Origin of the sequence: Stenotrophomonas sp. HMWF003, from assembly GCF_003061285.1 — a bacterium.
Classification (GTDB): domain Bacteria; phylum Pseudomonadota; class Gammaproteobacteria; order Xanthomonadales; family Xanthomonadaceae; genus Stenotrophomonas; species Stenotrophomonas maltophilia_AP.
This window is the reverse complement of sequence record NZ_QAIW01000005.1, coordinates 1-1116: the sequence shown is the minus strand read 5'-3', so window position 1 is coordinate 1116 and position 1116 is coordinate 1. Positions and strand designations below refer to the sequence as shown.

Annotated in this window: 2 protein-coding genes; both read left to right on the top strand. The window is 70.9% G+C overall.

Annotation, left to right across the window (positions count from 1 at the left end; translation table 11 throughout):
* On the top strand, positions 1 to 877 hold an 877-nt coding region (locus DBR34_RS00315), incomplete at its 5' end, for a DUF1214 domain-containing protein (RefSeq protein ID WP_146186739.1).
* The coding region (locus tag DBR34_RS00310) for a hypothetical protein (protein ID WP_219928191.1) at positions 874 to 1116 on the top strand (243 nt) is incomplete at its 3' end. The genes DBR34_RS00315 and DBR34_RS00310, both read left to right, overlap by 4 nt.

Sequence of the window (1116 nt, the reverse complement as noted above, 5' to 3'; positions counted from 1 at the left end):
GGGTGCGGCCGACCTGCCGCGGGTCCGCCGTATCCAGGCGAGCTATGCGATACAGCCGCTGTCGCGCTTTCTCGGCACGGCCGCGCCCGCAGCACCCCCGCCGATGGACTGGCCCGCGCCGCTGGGCAGCGCGGCGATGCGCACGTCGCCGACCTTCTTCGCGCAGTTGGCGTTCCTGCTGCAGTTCGCGCCCCCGCCGCCCGGCGAAGGTGCGTTGCGTGCGCGGCTGGCGCAGATCGGCATCGTGCCCGGGCAACCGCTGGCCGTGGCCACTCTGCCGCGGGCGACGCTGCAGGCGCTGCAGGGCGGGATGGCCGATGGCCAGCGCGAGATCGACCAGCGCCGCGCCGCCCTCGCCGGTCGCAGCGACACGCTGTTCGGCAGCCGCGACGTGCTCGACAACGATTACGTGGCGCGCGCAGCGGGCAGCCAGTCGGGGCTGGGCACACTCTCGCGCGAGGAGGCGCTGTCACCCCGCTACGACACCGATGCCGATGGCGTGTCTCTGGACGGCAGTGCGCAGGATTACGTAGTGCGGTTCGGCAAGGACGCTTTGCCGCCGGTGCATGCGTTCTGGTCACTGTCGGTGTACCCGCTTCCCGGGCAGGCGGGAGTGGCCGAGCCGATCCATCGCTATCAGTTCGACGGGTCGATGCTGCCGCAGCCGCGCCGCGACGCCGATGGCGGGCTCACGCTGTACCTGCAACACCGCACGCCGGGGAAGGACAAGCAGGCCAATTGGTTGCCCATCCCCAACGGTCCGTTCGTGGCCGCGATGCGCTACTACTGGCCTGCACAGGCGCTGCTGGACAACCACTGGACGCCGCCTCGCGTTGAACGCGCGTCCGCTCTACACACGACAGGAGCTTTGCCATGAAACGAGTCCACATCGCCGCGCTGGCCGCGGCCATGGTGCTGTGCGTGGCCTGCACCAGCACTCCGCCGCGCAATGCCGACGGGTCGGCCACGGCGGCGACGCTGGAGGCGCGCAACAAGACACGCGCGGCAACAGCGGAGGTGCTGGGTCGGCTGTATGCGGCGCAGCCGTCGGCGCGTGAGGCGATTGCCGGTTCGGCGGGGTATGCGGTGTTCCGGAGTTTCGGGGTGAAGGTGCTG